Below are 16,121 nucleotides of genomic sequence, written 5' to 3'. Positions count from 1 at the left end.
CCTGTCAGTCGGCGGTGATCTCCACGCAGCACTCGCCGCCGGCTGGGTCGAGGACGGCGCGGACGGTGGTTGCCCGCAGGCCGCTGAGCATGCCGGTGAGGAAGGCGTGGTTGATGCCGCAGACGGCGTCGGGCTGCGCCTGCGCGAGTGGGTGGAACGGGCAACTGTGCAGCCGGACGCAGTTCGGGCGTGGACGGTCCGGTTCGAAGCCGGCCCGCGACAACGTTGCCTCTGACAACGTCAACGCACGTTCCGCACTCAGCCGGCCGGGGCGGGATCGGGCGCGTTCCTCTTCGCCGACGCGTTCACCTCGGCGGAACGCTGCCTTGAGGGTCGAGTCCATCGGGCTGAGGTCATCGTCCCGGCTGAGGACGCCGTCGAGGAGGATCTCCGCAAGCAGGTCCGGCTGGCGCGGCGGGATCGACACCCGCACGTCGGTCTCGACCGGTTCGTACAGCTTCGGGGCACGGCCGACCTTGCGAAGCCTGCCGCCGTGCTCGTAGTGGGCTCGCAGGAGCCCGGCCTCGACCAGCTTCTCCAGGTGGAACGCGGCAAGCTTCCGCGAGATCCCGACCTCGGCCGCCGCCTCGTCCCGGCTGATCGCCCGGCCGGCCCGGCGGCAGAACCCGAACATCCGGCGCCGGGATTCGTCGCCCAACGCCGAGACCGCCCTGATCGTCGCGTCCGCACCGAGTCCCTCGTCAGCCACCCGTCCACGATAACGGACACGAACATTGGCCAAAAGCGACGCCGACGTGCGCCCACCTCTTGACCTGCCGGTCGGAATAAGACCAAACTCGATTGGTGAAATAGGAGGTGCCGATGTCCGATCGGTCGTCTGCCGCCAAGCACCCGGTCAGTGCGCTGCTCACCGGCCCGTATGGTCACCCGTTCCACCCGATCCTGGTGACGATCCCGATCGGCGCCTGGCTGGCCAGCTTCGTCTTCGACATCGGATCGCGGGCGGCGGACGCGGCGTACCTGGTCCAGGCGTCGACGTGGCTGATCGTGATCGGCCTCGTCGGCGCACTCGCGGCCGCGGCCGTCGGGCTACTGGATTTCTTCGCCATCCCGCCCGGCACACCGGCGTTCCGGACCGGGTTGATCCACCTGGTCCTGAACGTGGCGATCGTCGTGGCGTACGTCGTCAACGCGCTCTGGCGCCGTGGATCCGATGCCGACCAGGTCGCGGTCGGTCCGATCGTTCTGTCGGGGGTCAGCTTGGCCGCACTCATGGTGTCGGGCTATCTCGGGGGAAAGCTGGCCTTCCGGTACGGCGTACGCGTCGCCGAGGAGGACGACCAGGCCGAAGGTTTCGAGCCGAGGAGATGACATGGGTATCGCAGCACTCGTCACGTGGCTGATCACCGCGGTCGGTGGTTTCTACCTGCTGTACACCTGGATCAGCAACGGCGGGCCACGCAAGCCGAGCACGAGCAAGTTCCGGCCGGCACTGATCTTCAGTCACTTCGCCCTCGCGGCCATCGGGCTCGTGCTGTGGATCATCTACCTGATCGTCGACAGCGACGCTCTGGCCTGGGTCGCGTTCATTCTGCTCGTGCCGGTGGCCTTGCTCGGGTTCGCGATGCTGCGACGCTGGCTGCCGACGTACCGAGCGCGTGCGGCGGCCGAGGTGGCAACAGCAGACGTCCCACCTGAGCGGCACTTCCCAGTTGCTGTCGTTGGTGGCCACGGCTTGTTCGCCGTCGTCACCGTGGTGCTGGTTCTGCTGGCAGCCCTAGAGGTCTGACGTCAGTTCGCCGACCGGCAGTTCTGCCTTCACCGTGTTGGTGGCGGGCGCGAGCGGGCAGGTCCACAGCGGGCTGTAGGCACACGACGGGTTGTAGGCGAAGTTCAGGTCCACGATCAGCCGGCCCTCGCGGATGTCACCACCTAGGTCGGCGCCCTTGACGGTGTCCAGCAGATAGCGGCCGCCGCCGTACGTGCGTGATCCTGCCAGCGCGTCCTTGACCGGCACGAACACACCACCGCCGTACGACTCGAGCCACCACACGTCGAGGTCGCCGATCGCTGGTAGGTGCAGTACGCCGACTCGCGAGAACGGGATCACGCCGTCGGTGGCCGAGGGGACCTCCCACCGGACCGGCTCGACCTCCGTGTCGACCGCGACCTCGAACCGCAACTCCGGCCGGTAGTCCCCCACCGGAACCCCTTTGAAGTCGTCGCGCTCCTCGACAGGCGATGCAGGGTGGGTCGCCAGCAGTTCATCTCTGCCTGCCCGCCACAGGGCATGCCCCTCGGCCGGGTCGCCGGCCGCTCGCACACTGCCGTACAGCGCGAACACGCGCCGCCGCCAGTCAGCCGTATCCAGCGCGCCCGGTGCTCCCCGCTCTTCGCTCATCCAACCACCCTACGGCGCCACTCCACAGTGCGAGTGGCTGGCATGGAGCTTGCAGACGGGGGATGGTAGGAGGGGGTGGGGGCGCGTGGAGTTGGCGTTGGAGGGGCGGGTCGGGCTGCGGTTGGAGTTGCGGCCGCAGATCGTCGCGTTTGCCGAGCTGCTGCAGCTGCCCGCGGTCGGGGTGGACGAACTGGTGGAGCGGGAACTGGGTGACAACCCCGCGCTCGAGCGAGTCGACGACGGCGCCGGGCGCGGACCTCTTGCTGGGGTGACCGAGTGGGTTGATGGCGCCGAGGTGGCCGCCCTGCGGGCGGAGGCAGGATTGCTGGTGCCCGCCGCCGATGGAGCCATCGTGGAGTACGTCGTGGGCTGCCTCGACCAGCGTGGGCGGTTGACGAGTACGACGGATGAGATCGCGGGCTGCCTCGGGGTCAGTACGACGCGAGTCGCGGGTGCGCTGGCGGCCGTGCGGAAGGTTGGGCCACCTGGGATCGGCGCTCGGGACCTGCGCGAGTGCCTGTTGCTTCAGCTCGAGGACTGGACTCCGGCTGTCGTCAGGGCCGTGGTGGACCGGCATCTCGAGGACCTGGCCGGCCGGCGGTTGGACCGAATCGCCAATGCCCTCGGGACGTCCGCTGCGGAGATCCAGGCAGCGGCGGACTTCATCAAGGAGCAGTTGGTGCCGTTCGTGGCACTGGAGCTCGGGTGCTGGCCGCCGCGGACCACGAACGCCCGGGCCGAGGTGCTGCGGCCGGACTACGTGTTCGTGGACGAGTTCACGATCGAGATCGCCGAGGAGGCTCGGCATGCGCTGGCAATCAGCCCGTCGTACCGAGCCGGCGGTGCGGCGGGCCAGGAGTGGCTTGCACGGGCGAGGTTGTTCGTCAGCCGTCTGCACCAGCGCTGGCAGACAATGCGCGCTGTCGGCGAGGCGATTGTCGACAATCAGAAAGTCTTCCTGGCGGGGAGATCCGGTTGTCCCGCTCCCCTGACCCGCGCCGACGTTGCGCGCACGATCGGCGTCCATGAGTCGACGGTGTCCCGCGCCGTGTCGGCCCGTTGGGCGCAGCTGCCGTCGGGACGTCTCACCCCGATGGCGGACTTCTTCTGTACGTCGGCCGAACCGCGCGACGCCGTGCGCGACCTGATCGCGCACGAGGCCGAACCGCTGTCGGACGGCGAGATCGCGCGGCTGCTGTCCACCACGACCCACCCGATCGCCCGTCGTACCGTCGCCAAATACCGGGCCCAGCTCGGAATCGCCGCGCAGTCCCGACGCTGAAGCAAACTTCGCCGGCGTAGCCCATCCGAGGCTCGGTAGACGAAACAGACTTCGGCGGCCGCACCGATGACCCCTGGCACGGATCATGCATCCCTCTGGTCGAACAGATCTCGCGACAGAGCAGGTGACCGGGAGGGTCTTCGTGCAGCAGCTGGATCCGGTGCATGAGCTGGAGCTCGCGACTCGCGCCATCGAGGTGCGGGACCGCGCTGGCGCCGTGACGGCGCTGCGTGCCATGGCGACCAGCCTGGCCGGACTCCTCCCGACCGCGACCTCCGAGCAGGTGGCGCGGCTGGTGGATCAGAGTCTCCCGCTCTGGATCCGGCTCCAGGAAGGTTCCGATCCGGCACGCGTCAGCACGTTGCTCGGGCTCGAACTGGAGGGACTGAGCGCGGAGGACCGCGAGCTCGAGGTGACTCGTGAGCTGGTGCGGTCGGCCTGGGATCGGTTCGCGACCTTGACAGATGGACCAGGAGGAAGGAACGGCGTGATGGCGGCTTACGGATACGAAGGCTCGTTCGGTCCGGGCGAGGTCTATGCCGAGTTCGGCGAGAGCGAGCAGTACGGCGAATACGGCGAGGGTGAGTTCGGCCAGACGGAGTACGGCCAGGGCGAGTACGACGAGTTCGGCCAAGGCGAGCAATACGGGGAAAGCGAGCAGTACGGAGAGTTCGGAGAAGGTGAGTACAACGAGTTCGGGGAGGGTGAGCAGTACGGCGAAGCCGAGTTCGACGAACTCCAGGAGGCCATGCCCGGCGAGCTCGAGCAGTTCGAGGCCGAGCTCCAGGAGCTGAACGGCGAGTACTCCAGCCCACTCGGCGAGCAGCAGGAGATGGAGCTGGCCGCGCAGTTGCTGGAGATCCGCGACGAAGCCGAACTGGAGCAGTTCCTCGGCGGCCTGATCAAGAACGTGGCCAAGGGAGTCGGCGGCTTCCTCGACTCGCCGACCGGCAAAGCCCTCGGCGGGATCCTCAAGAACGTCGCCAAGAAGGCGCTCCCGATGGTCGGTGGTGCGATCGGCTCGTTCGTTGCCCCCGGCATCGGTACGGCGATCGGCACCCGGCTCGGCAGCATGGCGACCAAGCTCTTCGAGGCCGAGATGGGTGAACTGGAAGCGCTCAGCCAGGACGAGGCCGAGTTCGAGGTCGCCCGCAGGTACGTCCGGTTCTCCGCCGCCGCGACCCGCAACGCGGCACTGTCCCCGCGGCACGGGCAGCCCCAGCGGACAGCCCGCGCAGCCGCGTACGGCGCAGCGCGCCGGCATGCCCGCGGAGTGGCTCGGCGCTACCCGTCGTTCGCGCGGCCGGGTCAGTGGCACGGCTCGCAGCAGCAACGCCGCAGGCGGCCCCATCACCCGCAGCAGCCCGGACCATACCCGTACGCCGCCTGGCCGTACCCGGTCCCGCCGTTCCCACCGCCCTATCCGGTCCCACAGCAGGAGCCTCCGCAGCAGGAGCCCCCGGGCGGTGCCGCGCCGAACGGTGCGGCACCCAAACCTGACGGAGGACCACCGCCGGACGCGCCGCCACCTGATGCCCCACCGGACTCCGGCGGGCAGAGCGAGTACGGGTACCGCGGGTCGTCGCGGCAGAGCTCAGGCGGTCGCTGGTCACGCCACGGCAGCCAGATCGTGCTCTACGGGGCGTGACCGCGATGGCCGACGCCGTGTGGTTCCTGGAGCAGGAGTGCCGTGCGCTGCGCACGCGGCTGGCACTCGTGCAGCCGTTCGTGCTGCACGAGTCGATGCTGCCGGCGGCCGCACTGGCGCCGGACGCCTTGCTGGCGGTCGAGCGCTTCCTGATCCAGGGCCGCGAGGAGCTACGGCGTCGACTGGACGAGTACTACGACTGGCTCCTCGGCGCCGGTGCTTCGGCGCCACCCGACGAGCAGCAACGCCGGTTCGTCAGCCTGCGCTGGCGGTTCAACGACGTACTCACGCAGTTCGACACGTTCCAGCAGGCCATCACCCAACGCAGCGAGAGCCGGATCGGTATCTGGCTGTCCGGCTTGGATGTGGCGGCCCGGGATGCGTTGCAGCTTCCCGGCATCGCCGTACCGCCGATCATCTGCTACCTCGATCGGGGTCAGGGCGCGGCGATCCGGCGGGCGCGGACCCGGTTGGCAGGTGGCGACCCGAGCCCGACGGCTCTGGTCCTCATCCCGCGCGAGCGGATGATCGGCTCGAGCGGAATCGCGTCGTCGCTCCTGCACGAATGCGGCCACCAGGTCGCGGCCCTGCTGGAGCTGGTTCCGTCCTTGCAACACGAGGTACGGCGCTATGCGCGGACGCGACCGGACAATGAGCGGCCGGCCTGGCAGTTGTGGCAGCGGTGGTTGTCCGAGATCGTGGCCGACCTGCATTCGGTCGGCAAACTCGGGATCGGCTCGACGCTCGGGCTGATGGGTGTCGTGAGTCTCCCCCGTGTCTTCGTCCTGCGAATGACCGAGGGCGATCCGCATCCGTTCCCCTGGATCCGGGTCCACCTCAGCTGCGCGCTCGGCGACGTTCTCTACCCACATCCGCAATGGGCGGCCGTGGCGCGGTTGTGGGACGAGCTCTACCCGGCGACGGGTCTCGATGCGGCGCGGCAACGGCTGTTCGCGACGCTTCGCCGTACCTGTCCGTTGCTGGCTCGAATCCTCGCCGGCCACCGCCCGCCGGCCCTGCGCGATCACCCGCTCGCAGACATCTACCCGACCCGCGAACGCACTCCCGACCGGCTCGCGCGGCAGTACGACGACGTACTGACCGACCCCGGCCGGCTGTGCCGGGAACGTCCGACGCTGGCGTTCGCGATCCTCGGCCAGGCCCGCGCCGACGGCCGGCTCAGACCCGAGGACGAGAGCACGGTCGTCAACGACCTGCTCACCCGGTGGGCGCTCGACTCCACGTTCGCCGCCGCCGGCACATCTCTCACCAGTTCAAAGGAGACACCCTGATGCCAAGCAACGAACCCGAGGTCATCCTGACCCCCAGCCCGGACACGATCGAGCAGGCCGGCCGCGTCCGGCTCACCGCCACGCTCGACACCTCCGAGACCTACTTCATCACCGAGGCGTCCTGGAACTTCCCGGGTCGCGGACCGTTCATCGTGCAGACCTACGACCCCGACGACGAGGTCACGGAGGCCAAGGCGGTCTGGCACGTTCCGGACGACCAGACCCCCGGGACCTTCGACATCCGCGTGCGCGTGACTGCGGAGTTGCACCCGGTCAGGCGGGGCAGTGGCGGTTCTCCCCCGGCGCCGACGACCATCGTCGTCCATGGCAAGGAGGAGGTCACCGTGCGGGCCCGGCCGTTCGCCTCCGGCGATGCGGTCGCGGTGACGATGCGCCGCGGCGACGTCGTGGAGACCGACGACCAGGCGTTCTGGGTCGCGATCCGCAACAGTACCCAGGCCCTGTCCTTCAACCGGTATTCCGAATTCCTGGCCGGCACGATGCGCAGACGCGACGTACGCCGGCTCGCCAAACTGCAGAAGGTCCGCGCGCTGCCGTTCCCGGACATGGACCAGTACCGGGTGCTGAAGACCGCGACCGAGGTGTTCATGATGGCGCACTGCGGTGTCCGGGTGGACGCGAACCGGCTGGGCCGGCCGTTCAAGGGACTCGACCTCGACGAGGAGCGGGTCCGGCTGAACCGTCCGGATCTGGACGACGACCCGTTCCGCGCCGAGATCCGGCACCAGTGGGAGGACTACATCACCGAAGGCCCGCGGCTGCCAGGTGAGGAGGACCAGGCATTCCTGCCGTACCTGGCGGTCATCCGGCTCAAGCTCGGCGATGTCGACATCGTCGGCGACCGCGACTTCGGCGTGAACACCTACGGCATCCTGCAGAGCAAGCTGACCAATCCGTGCCTGATCGAGCTGATCTGGAACTACTGGCACCGCGAGGCTCATCTGGTGCACGCGATGTCGGCGCTGCTACTGCGCTTCCAGAACGTCCGGACCGGTCGTGGCCCGGACCCCCTCGCGCATCTGGAGATCGATCCACTCCGGCCGCTGAGCAATCTGATGTGGGGCATGGTCAACGACGAGCAGCATCGCCTCACCGACACCCGGGTCGCGTACGAACTGTTCCACCACTACGGCATCAGCATGTTGCAGCCTGGTCAGCCGCCGATGCGTCCGGCCGACAGCAGGGTGCATTTCCTCAGCAGCTTCCACCGGTTGCTGCACGTGGTCTCGATCTTCCTGAAGGAGGACGACGACACCACAGTGCTCGCGGACGCCTTCCCGGTCCTCAACGCGCTCAAGGAGGTGCACCTGCAGCTCACCGAGGGGCAGGGAAACCAGTACCTCGAGCTGCCCTGGCAGGCGCGCCAGGAGGACCTGATGTACCAGTACATGCTCGCGCGCCCGGAGATGCGGGAGTTCCTGCCGAGCCGAGTCATGGTCGCCTACCCGGAGGCCTGGATGGATCCGGTAGAGACGGTCAAGCGCCTGTACGGCTGGCCCGATGCGTCCGTACTGCACTTCCGTGACCTGGCGATCTTCGGTGAGCAGCTCCTTCTCGGCATCCGCTACGGCAACTGGAACGACATCAGACTGCCCCAGCAGGCCGCCAACTGGGTCCGCTACTGGCGTCCGGAGCTGCAGGGCTACATCCACGCCTACCAGGCGGTGACCGGAGCCGATCTCACCGTCGACCCGGTGGACACCACGATGCCGTCGATCCTGCTCCGGCAGCGACTGCTCGACCAGTTGGCCGGCACTGGCTCCCGCCGTACGTCGGCGCCCGCGCAGCTGCCCGGTTACTCCGGAACGTTCTGACCAGGGAGGCTGAATCATGACGACCCAAGCGTTCCTCGACGAGACGTGGGGCGAGGTCTCCACCCCGGGCGGCACAGACGCACTGGACAACGCCCTGCCCCAGTCGGGTCCGGGGTTCTACTGCAAGAGCACCGGCCGCCAGTTCGGTCGCCGCGAGACGCTGCGTGCGGTGACCGCCGTCGCTGCCGAGTGGCAGCGACGGCACCCGAGCGGGCCGCGAATCGGGATCACCGATATCAGCCTGCGCGGCGGTGGACCGATGTCGCCGCACAAGTCGCACCAGCGTGGGACGGACGTCGACATCCGGCCGGTGCGCAACGACGGCAAGGAGGAGCCGGTCAACTACACGATGCCGGTCTACTCTCGTCAGCTCACGCAGGAGTTGGTCGACCTGATCCGGGGCAACCCAGTGCTGCAGGTCTCGCGGGTGTTCTTCAACGACCCACAGGTCAAGGGCGTCTCCCCGCTGAGTGGTCACCACGACCACATGCACGTCTCGTTCACGACCACTCCCGCCACCGGAGGGTCCTTCCCCGCGGCAGGCGGTTCGTACGTGCCCAGCGCGCCTCCGCCGCAGGCGGCTCCCGGCGGTTCGTACGCGCCCAGCGCGCCCCCGGTGCAGGCGGCTCCGGGCGGCGGAGCTCAGAATGTCCGGCTCGGCACGATCCACGCGACGCGGCCCGACGGCACGCGCTTCACCTATCAGTTCACCAGCGACGACCTGGTCTGGACGGCCCGGTTCATCGTGGGTGAGGCCGGCGGGCGGGACAACGCGGACAACCGGGCGGTCATCTGGGCGATGATCAACCTCTACGGCCTGATCCGGCATCGCCAGTACCCCACCTTCCACGGGTTCCTGCGGGCGTACTCGACGCCGCTGCAGGCGTCGCTGAAGAACTGGGGTGCCGCCCGACGGCACATGCACAAGCCGGAGTTCGTCAAGACGGGAGCGACGTACCCGCCGCCGGCGCCGCCGGGGATCCCGGTCGGTCAGCTGCGGCAGTTCCTCAAGCTCCAGAGCACGGCGTGGCCGGCACTCCCGCAGCCTGCGCGGAACCTCGCCACCACCGCCTTGACCGGAGCCATCCCGAACCCGATCGGCAACGCCACCCAGTTCGCCAGTACGGCGGTCTACTTCCGCGACCGGCACGGACGACTGCCAACCGACGCGCAGTGGACCAAGTTCACGCAGGACTACGCCAAGGGCCAGCGCTGGCAGTGGATCGGCCAGCGCGCCGGCCTCAACCAGCGGAACAACGCGTTCTTCATCGAGGACCGGTTCTCGAAGTTGCCGGCGGGCGCCGTACGAGTCCAGCGGCCTTAGGGCGATGACCATCGTCGACGCCCACTGCCATGTGGGGAGAGGAGACACACTCACCGGGCCGTGGGACGTCGGCCGGTTGGACCACTACCTTCGGCGGGCCGACGCCGCGGCGATCACGCACACGGTCCTCTTCTCGGTGTTCCACGGCGACTACCTGACCGCCAACCGGGCCGTGGCCCGGGTGGTGGCGAGCAAGCCCGAGCGATTCATCGGGTTCGCCTTCGTCCACCCGGCCCGGGATGCCGGGCGGGTCGCCGAGTTGGTGTACGAGGCCGTGCACCAACTCGGCTTCCGCGGGCTGAAAGTGCACCGGCACGACGCGGCACTGACGCCCGAGATCGCGCGCGCCGCGGACCGGTTCGGCCTGCCGGTGCTCTACGACCCGATGGGCCAGGTGGCGCCTTTGGAACTGTTCGCCACCGAGTTCCCGCGGGTCGCGTTCATCGTGCCGCACCTGGGCAGCTTCGCCGACGACTGGACCGCGCAGCGTGCGGTGATCGACCTACTGGTGCGACTGCCCAACGTGTACGCCGACACGTCCGGCGTACGACGGTTCGACCTGCTCGTCGACGCAGTACGGCGGGCCGGGCCGGAGAAACTCATCTTCGGCTCCGACGGGCCATGGCTGCATCCCGGACTCGAGCTCACGAAGATCAAGGCACTCGGCCTCTCGCGGCGGGACGAACAGGCGGTCCTCGGCGGCACCTTGCTGCAACTGCTCAGCCCTCTTGGAGCTGGGCGGCCCGCCGCAGTTGAAGCGCACGCTCGCTGACGGTCAGGATCCGCGCAGCCCGCTTCAGATTTCCGTCCTCCTGCGCGACAGCCATCCGAACCGCGGTGTCCCGCGCGACGTCACCGATCTCCTTCAGTGACGCCCCTCCGGCCAGTGCTTGCATCACGGCACCCTCGAACGCACGTCCCGTTCGCCACGCCTCCCGCGCGTCATCCGGAGGCCGCTCGTCATCAGGTACGTCGCCAACCGTGATCGGTCCCTGCCCGACATGCCGCTGAGCAATCCGCTCGACCAGCGTCCTCAGGTCGCGCACGTTCCCCGGATACGGCCGCCCGGTCAGCAGGGCACTGACTGCCGGGTCGAATCCGCCGGCGGCCTCCTGCATCGCAGCGAAGTGCTCGGCGAGCGGAAGGATGTCGCGCGTCCGCTCGCGGAGGCTCGGCAGGGCGCACCGCCAAGCGGCGATCCGGTGATAGAAGTCCCGCCGGAACGTCCCGCGGCTCTCCTCGTCGAGCAGGTCCCGGTTCGTCGCACAGATCAGCCGGAACGTCGTCCGGTGCCAGGTGTTCCCACCGACGCGCTTGTACGTCCCCTCCTGGATCACGCGGAGCAACTCGGCCTGGAGCTGCAGTGGAAGCTCACCCACCTCGTCGAGAAACAAGGTCCCGCCGTCGGCCTGTCCGAAGGCGCCGACTCGCTGGGCGACGGCGCCGGTGAACGCGCCACGTTCATGCCCGAAGAACTCACTGCCGGACAGGGATGGCACCACCGTCGTGCAATCCAGTACGACGAGATCGCCCTTGTCGGGTCTCGGGTCCAGTGCATGGACCAGCCGTGCCACGAGCTCCTTACCCGTCCCGCTCTCGCCGGTGATGAGCAAGGACAACGACGTGAAGTGCGCGATCTCGACGATCTGGCGCAGTACTCGTCGCCACGCCGGCGAGCGCCCGACCAGCTCCTCGGTCACCACGGCCGAGTCCATCAACGTGTCGACGTGCTGCCACCGCCGCAACCGCTCGACCGCATCCGCCGCGGGATCGTCCGACCTGTCCCAGGCGATGACATCGGCCGCGCCCGCCGACATCAACTGCCATGAACCGTCGACGTCGACCGACGCACCAGCCGGCACGACAACCAGCACCCGCCGCTCCCCGTCCGCGGCAGCCGCGCGCACGAACGCCACCTCCCGCTCGGTGATGGTGTTCACGACAACGACACCGATCCGCCCCACGGCTGGTGCCGACTCCGGCACCACTACGCCCTCCCCCGCCAGCGCGTCACAAACCACCTGCGCCGCACGCGACTCCCCCGCAGCCCCGAGACAGCGCATCCACACGGGCCCAATCTCCCCACGAGACATAGCGCTGTATCCCCACGATCGCCCAGCCCCAGCGACCTTCCAACCGTACGCGCATCCGCACCGTCAGACCACAGCCTGCAACCTCCAGCTGTTGTCGACGACAGGTGGTCCATCAAATGTATTTGATGTAATGTCAGGCACCGTGAACGGTGTGCCGGAGTTCGTCCGGCTGGTCAGTCATCCGCTGCGATGGCAGCTGGTGGCCGAGCTCGCCCGAAGCGATCTACGGGTGCGTGAGTTGGTCGCCGTTGTCGACGAGCCGCAGAACCTGGTCTCGTACCACCTGAGGCTCCTGCGCGACGGCGGCCTGGTTGCCTCGCGGCGTAGCAGCTTCGACGCCCGGGACAGCTACTACCACCTCGACCTCGACCGCTGTGCCGAGGCGCTGGCCGATGCCGGCACCGCGCTGCATCCGGCGCTCCGGATGACGCCGGTGCCTGAGGAACCGCCACGCCGTTCGAGCGTCTTGTTCGTCTGCAGCGGCAACAGCGCACGCTCGCCGATTGCCGAGGCGCTCCTGCGACACCGAGCCGGGAACCGAGTGCGCGTGAGCAGTGCCGGGACCCGGCCCAAGGACCGAATCCATCCGCACGCCGTGCGAGTACTGCGGGAGCACTACGACATCGACATCGAGGAGCAGGCACCGCGGCCGCTCAACTCGACCCTGCACAGTCGTTTCAAGCGCGTGATCACCTTGTGCGACAAGGCGCGCGAAACGCTCGCCGACAACCCGCCCCGCGCGCATTGGAGCATCCCCGACCCTGCGGCCGGCGACGACGGCCGGAGCAGCTACTCGAGGTTCGTCTCCGCGGCGGCGGACATCGACATCCGCGTTCGGCACCTGCTGCCGAGCCTCAAGGAGGAACAACCATGAACGACGAGGAGACCTTCGCCAGCGTCCGCTACATCGTCGACGACGTCCCGGCGGCCATCGACTTCTACACCACCCAGCTCGGTTTCGTCCTGCGGAGCAACCCGGCGCCGGTGTTCGCCGACGTCACCCGCGGACCACTGCGCCTCCTGCTCTCCGGACCGCAGACCTCTGGCGCCCGCGCCACCCCGGACGACGCGGCGGACGCCGGCCGAAACCGCATCCATCTGATTGTCGACAATCTCGACGCCGAGATCGAACGGCTCGAGGCCGCCAAGGTCCCGTTCCGCAGCGAACCCACCTCCGGCCCAGGAGGCCGCCAGATCCTGATCGCCGACCCGGCCGGCAACCTCATCGAGCTGTTCCAGCCCGCAGGCTGACGGCGGCCCAGCACTAGCATGTGCGGGTGGCGATACCGGTAGTGCTCGATTGCGATCCTGGGCATGACGATGCGATGGCGTTGCTGCTGGCAGTCGCGGACCCTGCGATCGACCTGCTCGCGGTCACCACCGTGGCCGGCAATCAGACGGTCGACAAGTGCACCATCAACGCTCGCCGGGTGCTGTCGCTGGCCGGGGCGCGGGATGTCCCGGTCGCTCGCGGGGCCGACCGTCCGTTGGTGCGGCCGCTGCGGATCGCCGACGACGTACACGGCGAGACCGGGCTGGACGGTCCGCTGTTCGACGGCGACCCGACGGTGCCCGAGGCAACGATCACGGCCCACGAGCTACTGGTCGACGTACTGACCACGCAGGAGTCGCCGGTCACGATCGTGGCGACCGGTGCGCTGACGAACGTCGCCCGGCTGCTCGCGGAACGCCCGGAGCTGACCGACCGAATCGACCAGGTCGTCTGGATGGGCGGTTCGACCGAGCGTGGCAACGTGACGCCGTACGCCGAGGCCAACTGCTTCGTCGATCCCGAGGCCGCGGACCAGGTCCTGCGATCGGGCGTCCCGTTCACGATGTGCGGCCTCAACGTCACGCATCAGGCGCTGGTGACGGACGACGTACTGGCTTCCTTCGCACGCATCGGCACGCCGCTGGCGGACGTCTGCATCGAGTGGATGACCTTCTTCGCCTCGACCTACAAGCGTCTCTGGGGCTTCACTGCCCCACCGCTTCACGATCCGGTCGCCGTCGCCCGGGTCATCGACCCCACCATCGTCCGCTGCGTCCACGCGAACGTCGTCATCGAAACCAAGGGCGAGTGGACCGCCGGCGCCACCGCCGTGGACCTCCACCACTACACCGGGCGCGCGCCCAACGCCCAGGTCGCCGTCGAGCTCGACCAAACTGCCTTCTGGACCAAGCTCATCGACGCCGTCACACTCCTCGGTCGTCAACCCAACGGGTAGACGGATGGATCCGGTACGACGGCCGGCGGGGTTCGAGGTGGGAGTGTGGAGTCGGCGCGGGCGGCGGCGGCCAGATCCCGGCAGCGGGCGAAGGTGATGTCGCCGCAGGACTGGGCGTACTCGATCAGGTCGCGCAGGGCGAGGAGTCGGCTCGGACGGCCGGACAGGAACGGGTGCAGGCACAGGTTGAACAGACAGCGATAGTGCCGCATCGCGTCCAGCTCCGCGCGCCACAGCTCCAGGACCTTGCGCGGCGACTCGATGACCGTGCCGATCTGCGGCGACGGGAGGTACGCGTACTGCTCCCAGTCGTCGAGTGACCAGTGCACCGGCAGCTCCACGACCGGCCGGCCGGCGACGTCGAGGAGGTACGGGCGGTCGTCGCCCATCAGCGACGAGTCGTACGAGAGCCCGTGCTCGGCGACCAGGTCCAGCGTGGTCCGGGTGGCCTCCCACAGCGCGGCCCGGTGCCCGCGGATCTCGATGCCCTGCGCAACGAATACCTCGAGGGCCCGCTCGAAGTCCGCCCGCTCGTCCGCCGCGGTGAGCGTGGTCGGCGCGCGATGACTGTAGGAATGGTGAGCCACCTCGTGACCACGCTCCTGGATGGTCGCCGCGAGCCCCGGCCGCTGCTCGGCGACCCAGCCCGGCACGAAGAACGTCGCCGGCACGCCGAGATCCGCGAGCAGCTCCAGGATCCGCGGCACGCCGACGTCCGGGCCGTACGCCTGGTGCGACATCGTGGTCAGGTGATCGGCGTACCGGCGCCCGGCCGCGAGGATCGGCGTCTCGGCGTCGACGTCGAAGGTGAGCGTGACGACGGCCTGAGCCCCGCCATGCCACGTCGGGGTCGTCATGACCGAGCAGTCTGCCACTGCTTCGCGTTGGCCAGGGTCGCCGCCGGCTCGAGCATCCCGCGATCGAACCGGTCGAGCGGGTGCTCGTTGGCGAGTCGCCGGGGCAGATCGGGGTTCGCGAGTGCACCCCGGGCGATCGAGACCAGATCGGCGTGGCCGTCGGTCAGGATGCGATCCGCGCGCTCCGGGTCATGCATGCCGCCGTTCGCGATCACCGGCAGCCCGCTCACCTTGCGGGCGAGCCCGGTGATCGTCTGGCCGCCCGGCAGCCGAGCGGTCTCGAGCCAGTCCCGGCCCTCGCTGGCGATGTGCAGATAGTCCACGCCCTGAGCGGCCAGGATCCCGAAGACGACCTCGGCGTCGTACGCGCCGCCGGGCCAGCGGTACTCGAGATCGTTCACCTTCGTCTGCGAGAGCCGTACGCCGACGACGAACCCGGGCGGTGTCGCCGCGACGATCGCCTCGGCGACCTCGGCAGTCAGCCGGATCCGGTTCGCGACCGGTCCGCCGTACGCATCCGTGCGCTGGTTCGTGTAGACGGTGAGGAACTGGTCGAGCAGGTATCCGTTGGCGCCGTGGATCTCCACGCCGTCGAATCCGGCTTCGTGCGCCCGGACCGCCGCCGCGACGAAGCCGGCGATCACCTCGTCGATCTCGCTCGCGGACAGTTCGCGCGGCGTCGGCCACGGACCCTGCCCGCCGTACTCGGACAGCATCTCGCCGATCGGCCGGACCGCCGACGGCCCGACTCGCTCCGCGCGGTGCGGATTGCCCTGCGAGATGGCGCCGGCATGCATCAACTGGGCGACGATCGACTGGCCGGCCGCATGGACCCGACGAGTCACTTCCCGCCATCCCGCCACCTGAGCCGCCGTGGTGAGACCCGGCTGGTTCAGATACCCCTGGCTGTACGCCGGGTCGGTGTAGGTGCCTTCGGTGATCAGCAGGCCGAACCCGCCCTCGGCGAACGCCGCGTAGTAGTCGGCCATCTCGTCCGTCGGTACGCCGTCCGGCGTCGCGGACACGCGTGACATCGGCGCGACAGCGAATCGGTTCGCGAGCTCGACGGCGCCGACTCCGACCGGTCGCAGGGCCGGGTGAGTTGTCGTGAGTTCCATGCCCTGAAGTCCATCAGCGCCAGATGAAGTGTCGCGATGGATCAAGCCACAAGATCAGCCCCGCGATGCTGGATGATCCTCC

16 protein-coding genes are annotated in these 16,121 nt (G+C 68.9%); 11 read left to right on the top strand and 5 right to left on the bottom strand.

Going from position 1 to position 16,121, the window contains the following annotated elements; translation table 11 throughout:
- Positions 1 to 4 precede the first annotated feature (4 nt).
- A complete protein-coding gene (locus ACGFH6_RS26910) occupies positions 5 to 709 on the bottom strand; it encodes a helix-turn-helix transcriptional regulator (RefSeq protein WP_393389214.1) in 705 nt (234 codons plus the stop codon).
- 113 nt (positions 710 to 822) lie between these two features.
- Between ACGFH6_RS26910 and ACGFH6_RS26905 the strand changes: the two genes are divergently transcribed.
- Positions 823 to 1,332: a DUF2231 domain-containing protein gene (locus tag ACGFH6_RS26905; RefSeq protein WP_393389211.1), complete on the top strand. Its 510-nt coding sequence runs from the start codon at positions 823 to 825 to the stop codon at positions 1,330 to 1,332.
- A gap of 1 nt (position 1,333) precedes the next feature.
- Positions 1,334 to 1,750, top strand: a complete 417-nt coding sequence (locus ACGFH6_RS26900; RefSeq protein ID WP_393389208.1) for a hypothetical protein — start codon at positions 1,334 to 1,336, stop codon at positions 1,748 to 1,750.
- Here ACGFH6_RS26900 and ACGFH6_RS26895 read toward each other — a convergent pair.
- Positions 1,739 to 2,362, bottom strand: coding sequence for a DUF1684 domain-containing protein (locus ACGFH6_RS26895; RefSeq protein ID WP_393389205.1), 624 nt, complete (start codon positions 2,360 to 2,362; stop codon positions 1,739 to 1,741). The genes ACGFH6_RS26900 and ACGFH6_RS26895 overlap by 12 nt on opposite strands.
- 85 nt (positions 2,363 to 2,447) lie before the next feature.
- On the opposite strand from ACGFH6_RS26895, the gene ACGFH6_RS26890 reads away from it, so the two are divergent.
- The 6 genes from ACGFH6_RS26890 to ACGFH6_RS26865 all read left to right on the top strand — a co-directional run bounded on the left by ACGFH6_RS26890 (position 2,448) and on the right by ACGFH6_RS26865 (position 10,515).
- A complete protein-coding gene (locus ACGFH6_RS26890) occupies positions 2,448 to 3,644 on the top strand; it encodes a hypothetical protein (RefSeq protein WP_393389204.1) in 1,197 nt (398 codons plus the stop codon).
- A gap of 142 nt (positions 3,645 to 3,786) precedes the next feature.
- Positions 3,787 to 5,292, top strand: a complete 1,506-nt coding sequence (locus ACGFH6_RS26885) for a hypothetical protein (RefSeq protein ID WP_393389202.1) — start codon at positions 3,787 to 3,789, stop codon at positions 5,290 to 5,292.
- Entirely contained in the window at positions 5,289 to 6,584 is a 1,296-nt protein-coding gene (locus ACGFH6_RS26880; RefSeq protein ID WP_393389199.1) for a hypothetical protein, read from the top strand. Before ACGFH6_RS26885 ends, ACGFH6_RS26880 begins: the two co-directional genes overlap by 4 nt.
- The gene (locus tag ACGFH6_RS26875; protein WP_393389198.1) at positions 6,584 to 8,419 is read left to right on the top strand and encodes a hypothetical protein; all 1,836 of its coding nucleotides are present in this window, start codon (positions 6,584 to 6,586) and stop codon (positions 8,417 to 8,419) included. Before ACGFH6_RS26880 ends, ACGFH6_RS26875 begins: the two co-directional genes overlap by 1 nt.
- 16 nt (positions 8,420 to 8,435) lie before the next feature.
- Complete coding sequence (locus ACGFH6_RS26870) at positions 8,436 to 9,743, top strand: penicillin-insensitive murein endopeptidase (RefSeq protein WP_393389196.1); 1,308 nt, start codon at positions 8,436 to 8,438, stop codon at positions 9,741 to 9,743.
- Between the two features lie 4 nt (positions 9,744 to 9,747).
- Positions 9,748 to 10,515 carry an amidohydrolase family protein gene (locus ACGFH6_RS26865; protein ID WP_393389194.1) on the top strand — a complete coding sequence of 256 codons (768 nt, stop codon included), beginning with the start codon at positions 9,748 to 9,750 and terminating at the stop codon, positions 10,513 to 10,515.
- Here the strand turns inward: ACGFH6_RS26865 and ACGFH6_RS26860 are convergent.
- Positions 10,463 to 11,806 (bottom strand): sigma 54-interacting transcriptional regulator, encoded by a 1,344-nt coding sequence (locus ACGFH6_RS26860; RefSeq protein WP_393390553.1) that lies wholly within the window; start codon positions 11,804 to 11,806, stop codon positions 10,463 to 10,465. The two genes, ACGFH6_RS26865 and ACGFH6_RS26860, sit on opposite strands and share 53 nt — an antisense overlap.
- A 160-nt stretch (positions 11,807 to 11,966) precedes the next feature.
- On the opposite strand from ACGFH6_RS26860, the gene ACGFH6_RS26855 reads away from it, so the two are divergent.
- The 3 genes from ACGFH6_RS26855 to ACGFH6_RS26845 are packed head-to-tail and all read left to right on the top strand — an operon-like array spanning position 11,967 to position 14,064.
- Complete coding sequence (locus ACGFH6_RS26855; protein WP_393389192.1) at positions 11,967 to 12,710, top strand: ArsR family transcriptional regulator; 744 nt, start codon at positions 11,967 to 11,969, stop codon at positions 12,708 to 12,710.
- Positions 12,707 to 13,087: a VOC family protein gene (locus tag ACGFH6_RS26850; RefSeq protein ID WP_393389190.1), complete on the top strand. Its 381-nt coding sequence runs from the start codon at positions 12,707 to 12,709 to the stop codon at positions 13,085 to 13,087. The genes ACGFH6_RS26855 and ACGFH6_RS26850 overlap by 4 nt, the downstream gene beginning before the upstream one ends.
- A gap of 26 nt (positions 13,088 to 13,113) precedes the next feature.
- Positions 13,114 to 14,064 carry a nucleoside hydrolase gene (locus tag ACGFH6_RS26845; protein ID WP_393389188.1) on the top strand — a complete coding sequence of 317 codons (951 nt, stop codon included), beginning with the start codon at positions 13,114 to 13,116 and terminating at the stop codon, positions 14,062 to 14,064.
- Here the strand turns inward: ACGFH6_RS26845 and ACGFH6_RS26840 are convergent.
- Positions 14,049 to 14,921, bottom strand: a complete 873-nt coding sequence (locus ACGFH6_RS26840; RefSeq protein WP_393389186.1) for a polysaccharide deacetylase — start codon at positions 14,919 to 14,921, stop codon at positions 14,049 to 14,051. The genes ACGFH6_RS26845 and ACGFH6_RS26840 overlap by 16 nt on opposite strands.
- Positions 14,918 to 16,039, bottom strand: a complete 1,122-nt coding sequence (locus tag ACGFH6_RS26835; RefSeq protein ID WP_393389184.1) for a tRNA-dihydrouridine synthase — start codon at positions 16,037 to 16,039, stop codon at positions 14,918 to 14,920. Before ACGFH6_RS26835 ends, ACGFH6_RS26840 begins: the two co-directional genes overlap by 4 nt.
- Positions 16,040 to 16,121 lie beyond the last annotated feature (82 nt).

Origin of the sequence: Kribbella sp. NPDC049227 (assembly GCF_043197265.1) — a bacterium.
In the GTDB taxonomy this organism is placed as follows: domain Bacteria; phylum Actinomycetota; class Actinomycetes; order Propionibacteriales; family Kribbellaceae; genus Kribbella.
Note: the sequence above shows the minus strand (reverse complement) of the source record. Positions and strands in the feature narration are given on the sequence as shown.